General features: G+C 41.5%; 5 protein-coding genes and 1 pseudogene. All 6 read left to right on the top strand.

Going from position 1 to position 6,868, the window contains the following annotated elements:
- A pseudogene (locus HT708_RS09090) lies at positions 1–124 on the top strand (IS30 family transposase); the annotation flags it as partial.
- Between the two features lie 50 nt (positions 125–174).
- Positions 175–1,125: a 16S rRNA (cytosine(1402)-N(4))-methyltransferase RsmH gene (gene rsmH / locus HT708_RS09085; protein WP_172925156.1), complete on the top strand. Its 951-nt coding sequence runs from the start codon at positions 175–177 to the stop codon at positions 1,123–1,125.
- A gap of 11 nt (positions 1,126–1,136) precedes the next feature.
- Complete coding sequence (gene ftsL / locus HT708_RS09080; protein ID WP_000840840.1) at positions 1,137–1,454, top strand: cell division protein FtsL; 318 nt, start codon at positions 1,137–1,139, stop codon at positions 1,452–1,454.
- Positions 1,455–1,457: 3 nt separating this feature from the next.
- The gene (gene pbp2X / locus HT708_RS09075) at positions 1,458–3,710 is read left to right on the top strand and encodes a penicillin-binding protein 2X (RefSeq protein ID WP_172926285.1); all 2,253 of its coding nucleotides are present in this window, start codon (positions 1,458–1,460) and stop codon (positions 3,708–3,710) included.
- Between the two features lies 1 nt (position 3,711).
- The gene (gene mraY / locus HT708_RS09070) at positions 3,712–4,692 is read left to right on the top strand and encodes a phospho-N-acetylmuramoyl-pentapeptide-transferase (protein WP_138700695.1); all 981 of its coding nucleotides are present in this window, start codon (positions 3,712–3,714) and stop codon (positions 4,690–4,692) included.
- 334 nt (positions 4,693–5,026) lie between these two features.
- A partial coding sequence (locus HT708_RS09065; RefSeq protein ID WP_172926284.1) for an ATP-dependent Clp protease ATP-binding subunit occupies positions 5,027–6,868 on the top strand: 1,842 nt, incomplete at its 3' end.

Genomic DNA, 6,868 nt, shown 5'->3' with positions numbered 1-6,868 from the left:
CAAAGAAGTCGCATTCATCTAAAATTGGATTAATAACTATCCTAAAAAATGCTTGAACTACAAATCACCCAGAGAAGACTTCTTCATGGCTAACTTGAACTTGAAATTTGGCCTCCTTGTCTGATTTGTCTGACTAGTGCAAGCTGGTCGGATTTGTGGTAAAATAGATAAGATATGACAAAAGAATTTCATCATGTAACGGTCTTACTCCATGAAACGATTGATATGCTTGACGTAAAGCCCGACGGTATCTACGTTGATGCGACTTTGGGTGGAGCAGGCCATAGCGAGTATTTATTAAGTAAATTAAGTGAAAAAGGCCATCTCTATGCCTTTGACCAGGATCAGAATGCCATTGACAATGCGCAAAAACGCTTGGCACCTTACATTGAGAAGGGAATGGTGACCTTTATCAAGGATAACTTCCGTCATTTACAGGCACGTTTGCGCGAAGCTGGTGTTCAGGAAATTGATGGAATTTGTTATGACTTGGGAGTGTCTAGTCCTCAATTGGACCAGCGTGAGCGTGGTTTTTCTTATAAAAAGGATGCGCCACTGGACATGCGGATGAATCAGGATGCTAGTCTGACAGCCTATGAAGTGGTTAATCATTATGACTATCATGATTTGGTTCGTATTTTCTTCAAATACGGTGAGGATAAATTCTCTAAACAGATTGCGCGTAAGATTGAGCAAGCGCGTGAAGTGAAGCCGATTGAGACAACGACTGAGTTAGCAGAGATTATCAAGTTGGTCAAACCTGCCAAGGAACTCAAGAAGAAGGGGCATCCTGCTAAGCAGATTTTCCAGGCTATTCGAATTGAAGTCAATGATGAACTGGGAGCGGCAGATGAGTCCATCCAGCAGTCTATGGATATGTTGACTCTGGATGGTAGAATTTCAGTGATTACCTTTCATTCCTTGGAAGACCGCTTGACCAAGCAATTGTTTAAGGAAGCTTCAACAGTTGAAGTTCCAAAAGGTTTGCCTTTCATCCCAGATGATCTCAAGCCCAAGATGGAATTGGTATCCCGTAAGCCAATCTTGCCAAGTGCAGAAGAATTAGAAGCCAATAACCGCTCGCACTCAGCCAAGTTGCGCGTGGCCAGAAAAATTCACAAGTAAGAGGAAAAATGATGGCAGAAAGAATGGAAAAAACAGGTCAAATACTACAGATGCAACTTAAACGGTTTTCGCGTGTGGAAAAAGCTTTTTACTTTTCCATTGCTGTAACCACTCTTATTGTAGCCATTAGTATTATTTTTATGCAGACCAAGCTCTTGCAAGTGCAGAATGATTTGACAAAAATCAATGCGCAGATAGAAGAAAAGAAGACCGAATTGGACGATGCCAAGCAAGAGGTCAATGAACTATTACGTGCAGAACGTTTGAAAGAGATTGCCAATTCACACGATTTGCAATTAAACAATGAAAATATTCGAATAGCGGAGTAAGATATGAAGTGGACAAAAAGAGTAATCCGTTATGCGACGAAAAATCGGAAATCGCCGGCTGAAAACAGACGCAGAGTTGGAAAAAGTCTGAGTTTATTATCTGTCTTTGTTTTTGCCGTTTTTTTAGTCAATTTTGCGGTCATTATTGGGACGGGCACTCGCTTTGGAACAGATTTAGCGAGGGAAGCTAAGAAGGTTCATCAAACCACCCGTACAGTTCCTGCCAAACGTGGGACTATTTATGACCGAAATGGAGTCCCTATTGCTGAGGATGCGACATCTTATAATGTCTATGCGGTTATTGATGAGAACTATAAGTCAGCAACGGGTAAGATTCTTTACGTAGAAAAAACACAATTTAACAAGGTTGCAGAGGTCTTTCATAAGTATCTGGACATGGAAGAATCCTATGTAAGAGAGCAACTCTCGCAACCTAATCTCAAGCAAGTTTCCTTTGGTTCGAAGGGCAATGGGATTACCTATGCCAATATGATGTCTATCAAAAAAGAGTTGGAAACTGCAGAGGTCAAGGGGATTGATTTTACAACCAGTCCCAATCGTAGTTACCCAAACGGACAATTTGCTTCTAGTTTTATCGGATTAGCTCAGCTCCATGAAAATGAAGATGGAAGCAAGAGCTTGCTGGGAACCTCTGGAATGGAGAGTTCCTTGAACAGTATTCTTGCAGGGACAGACGGCATTATTACCTATGAAAAGGATCGTCTGGGTAATATTGTACCTGGAACAGAACAAGTTTCCCAACAAACGGTAGATGGCAAGGATGTTTATACAACCATTTCCAGCCCTCTCCAGTCCTTTATGGAAACCCAGATGGATGCTTTTCAAGAGAAGGTAAAAGGAAAGTACATGACAGCGACTTTGGTCAGTGCTAAAACAGGGGAAATTCTGGCAACAACGCAACGACCAACCTTTGATGCCGATACTAAGGAAGGAATCACTAAGGACTTTGTCTGGCGTGATATTCTTTATCAAAGTAACTATGAGCCAGGTTCCACTATGAAAGTGATGATGTTGGCTGCTGCTATTGATAATAATACCTTTCCAGGAGGAGAAGTCTTCAATAGTAGTGAGTTAAAAATTGCAGATGCCACGATTCGAGATTGGGACGTCAATGAAGGATTGACTGGTGGCAGAATGATGACTTTTTCTCAAGGTTTTGCACACTCAAGTAACGTGGGGATGACCCTCCTTGAGCAAAAGATGGGAGATGCTACCTGGCTTGATTATCTTAATCGTTTTAAATTTGGTGTTCCGACCCGTTTCGGTTTGACGGATGAGTATGCTGGGCAACTTCCTGCGGATAATATCGTTAACATTGCGCAAAGCTCATTTGGGCAAGGGATTTCAGTGACCCAGACGCAAATGATTCGTGCCTTTACAGCTATTGCTAATGACGGTGTCATGCTGGAGCCTAAATTTATTAGTGCCATTTATGATCCAAATGATCAAACTGCTCGGAAATCTCAAAAAGAAATTGTGGGAAATCCTGTTTCTAAAGATGCAGCTAGTCTAACTCGGACTAACATGGTTTTGGTAGGGACGGATCCGGTTTATGGAACCATGTATAACCACAGCACAGGCAAGCCAACTGTAACTGTTCCTGGGCAAAATGTAGCCCTCAAGTCTGGTACGGCTCAGATTGCTGACGAGAAAAATGGTGGTTATCTAGTTGGGTTAACTAACTATATTTTCTCGGCTGTATCGATGAATCCGGCTGAAAATCCTGATTTTATCTTGTATGTGACGGTCCAACAACCTGAACATTATTCAGGTATTCAGTTGGGAGAATTTGCCAATCCTATCTTGGAGCGGGCTTCAGCTATGAAAGACTCTCTCAATCTTCAAACAACAGCTAAAGCTTTGGAGCAAGTAAGTCAACAAAGTCCTTATCATATGCCTAGTGTCAAGGATATTTCACCTGGTGATTTAGCAGAAGAATTGCGTCGCAATCTTGTACAACCTATTGTTGTGGGAACAGGAACGAAGATTAAAAACAGTTCTGCTGAAGAAGGGAAGAATCTTGCCCCGAATCAGCAAGTCCTGATCTTATCTGATAAAGCAGAGGAAGTTCCAGACATGTATGGTTGGACAAAGGAGACTGCTGAGACCTTTGCTAAGTGGCTCAATATAGAACTTGCATTTGAAGGTTCGGGCTCTACTGTGCAGAAGCAAGATGTTCGAGCTAACACAGCTATCAAGGATATTAAAAAAATTACATTAACTTTAGGAGACTAATATGTTTATTTCCATCAGTGCTGGAATTGTGACATTTTTACTAACTGTAGTAGGAATTCCGGCCTTTATCCAATTTTATAGAAAGGCGCAAATTACAGGCCAGCAGATGCATGAGGATGTCAAACAGCATCAGGCAAAAGCTGGGACTCCTACAATGGGAGGTTTGGTTTTCTTAATTACTTCTGTTTTGCTTGCTTTCTTTTTCGCCCTATTTAGTAGCCAATTCAGCAATAATGTGGGAATGATTTTGTTCATCTTGGTCTTGTATGGCTTGGTCGGATTTTTAGATGACTTTCTCAAGGTTTTTCGCAAAATCAATGAGGGGCTGAATCCTAAGCAAAAATTGGCTCTTCAGCTTCTAGGTGGAGTTATCTTCTATCTTTTCTATGAGCGTGGGGGCGATATGCTTTCAGTCTTTGGTTACCAAGTGCATCTGGGGATTTTCTATATTTTCTTCGCCCTTTTCTGGCTAGTCGGTTTTTCAAATGCAGTCAACTTGACAGACGGTATTGACGGTCTAGCTAGTATTTCCGTTGTGATTAGTTTGTCTGCCTATGGAGTTATTGCCTATGTGCAAGGTCAGATGGACATCCTTCTAGTGATTCTTGCTATGATTGGTGGTTTGCTCGGTTTCTTCATCTTTAACCATAAGCCTGCCAAGGTCTTTATGGGTGATGTGGGAAGTTTGGCTTTAGGTGGAATGCTGGCAGCTATCTCTATGGCTCTCCACCAAGAATGGACTCTCTTGATTATCGGAATTGTGTATGTTTTTGAAACAACTTCGGTCATGATGCAAGTCAGCTATTTTAAACTGACAGGTGGTAAACGTATTTTCCGTATGACGCCTGTCCATCACCATTTTGAGCTTGGAGGATTGTCTGGTAAAGGAAATCCTTGGAGCGAGTGGAAGGTTGACTTCTTCTTTTGGGGAGTGGGGCTTCTAGCAAGTCTCCTGACCCTAGCAATTTTATATTTGATGTAAGAATGGCACCCTGATGTTTCGGGGTGTTTTTGCTTTTTAAAAAATATTGGTCAATTAAAGTCAAAATCCTTGACCTTTTCTGACTAATGTAGTATATTATGAACGTAAGGTAAATGAAAGCCTTACTAGAACACTTGTTTAAAGTAAAATAGAAAGAGGTGGGGTCTATGTTTAATCTAGAAATCTTCAGAAGTAAAGATAGTCTACTCCTGCTTGAAAAAGAAAAACCAGAAATAGTACCTAGAGTGGCAATCTAGCTAGTCTAAATTTTTTAAAACAAAGGTCAAAGATAGTCAATATCAGTAATAATAAATAACAAAAAGAGGTAAAGAATATGAATAACAACTTTAATAATTTTAACAACATGGATGATTTATTTAACCAATTGATGGGTGGTATGCGAGGATACAGTTCTGAAAATCGTCGTTACTTGATTAATGGACGTGAAGTGACACCTGAGGAATTTGCTCACTATCGTGCGACTGGTCAATTACCAGGAAATGCAGAAGCTGATGTACAAATGCCACAACAGGCTTCAGGTATGAAACAAGATGGTGTCCTTGCTAAACTAGGTCGTAACTTGACAGCAGAAGCGCGTGAGGGCAAGTTGGATCCTGTTATCGGACGAAACAAGGAAATTCAAGAAACATCTGAAATTCTTTCACGTCGTACCAAGAACAATCCTGTTTTGGTCGGAGATGCAGGTGTTGGTAAGACAGCAGTTGTCGAAGGCTTAGCGCAAGCCATTGTGAACGGCGATGTCCCAGCTGCTATCAAGAATAAGGAAATTATTTCAATTGACATCTCTGGTCTTGAGGCTGGTACTCAATACCGTGGTAGTTTTGAAGAAAACGTTCAAAACCTAGTCAATGAAGTGAAAGAAGCAGGGAATATTATTCTCTTCTTTGATGAAATTCACCAAATCCTCGGTGCAGGTAGCACTGGTGGAGACAGTGGTTCTAAAGGGCTTGCAGACATTCTTAAGCCAGCTCTCTCTCGTGGAGAATTGACAGTGATTGGGGCAACGACTCAAGATGAATACCGTAACACTATCTTGAAGAATGCAGCTCTTGCTCGTCGGTTCAACGAAGTCAAGGTCAATGCTCCTTCAGCAGAGGATACATATAAAATTCTTCAAGGAATTCGTGACCTCTATCAGCAACACCACAATGTCATCTTGCCAGACGAAGTTTTGAAAGCAGCGGTGGATTATTCTGTTCAATACATTCCTCAACGTAGCTTGCCAGATAAGGCTATCGACCTTGTCGATGTAACGGCGGCTCACTTGGCAGCTCAGCATCCAGTAACAGATGTTCATGCTGTTGAACGTGAAATCGAAACGGAAAAAGACAAGCAAGAAAAAGCAGTTGAAGCAGAAGATTTTGAAGCAGCTCTAAACTATAAAACACGCATTGCAGAATTGGAAAAGAAAATCGAAAACCACACAGAAGATATGAAAGTGACTGCAAGTGTCAATGATGTGGCTGAATCTGTGGAACGAATGACAGGTATCCCAGTATCGCAAATGGGAGCTTCAGATATCGAACGTTTGAAAGATATGGCCCATCGCTTGCAAGACAAGGTGATTGGTCAAGATAAGGCCGTAGAAGCTGTAGCTCGTGCTATCCGTCGTAACCGTGCTGGTTTTGATGAAGGAAATCGCCCAATCGGCAGCTTCCTCTTTGTAGGGTCTACTGGGGTTGGTAAGACGGAGCTTGCTAAGCAATTGGCACTCGATATGTTTGGAACCCAGGATGCGATTATCCGTTTGGATATGTCTGAATACAGTGACCGTACAGCTGTTTCTAAGCTAATTGGTACAACAGCAGGCTATGTGGGTTATGATGACAATAGCAATACCTTAACAGAACGTGTTCGTCGCAATCCATACTCTATCATTCTCTTGGATGAAATTGAAAAGGCTGACCCTCAAGTTATTACCCTTCTCCTCCAAGTTCTAGATGATGGTCGTTTGACAGATGGTCAAGGAAATACAGTAAACTTCAAGAACACTGTCATTATTGCGACCTCAAATGCTGGATTTGGCTATGAAGCCAACTTGACAGAAGATGCGGATAAACCAGAATTGATGGATCGTTTGAAACCTTACTTCCGTCCAGAATTCCTTAACCGTTTCAATGCTGTCATCGAATTCTCATACTGGACTAAAATCAAA

Origin of the sequence: Streptococcus sp. 3613 (assembly GCF_013277375.1) — a bacterium.
GTDB lineage: Bacteria > Bacillota > Bacilli > Lactobacillales > Streptococcaceae > Streptococcus > Streptococcus pseudopneumoniae.
This window is presented reverse-complemented; position numbering and strand designations above follow the sequence as displayed.

Excerpts from the sequence above, each read along its gene's own strand:
- pbp2X (WP_172926285.1), top strand. The coding sequence starts at position 1,458 with ATGAAGTGGACAAAAAGAGTAATCCGTTATGCGACGAAAAATCGGAAA.
- rsmH (WP_172925156.1), top strand. The coding sequence starts at position 175 with ATGACAAAAGAATTTCATCATGTAACGGTCTTACTCCATGAAACGATT.
- mraY (WP_138700695.1), top strand. The coding sequence starts at position 3,712 with ATGTTTATTTCCATCAGTGCTGGAATTGTGACATTTTTACTAACTGTA.
- ftsL (WP_000840840.1), top strand. The coding sequence starts at position 1,137 with ATGGCAGAAAGAATGGAAAAAACAGGTCAAATACTACAGATGCAACTT.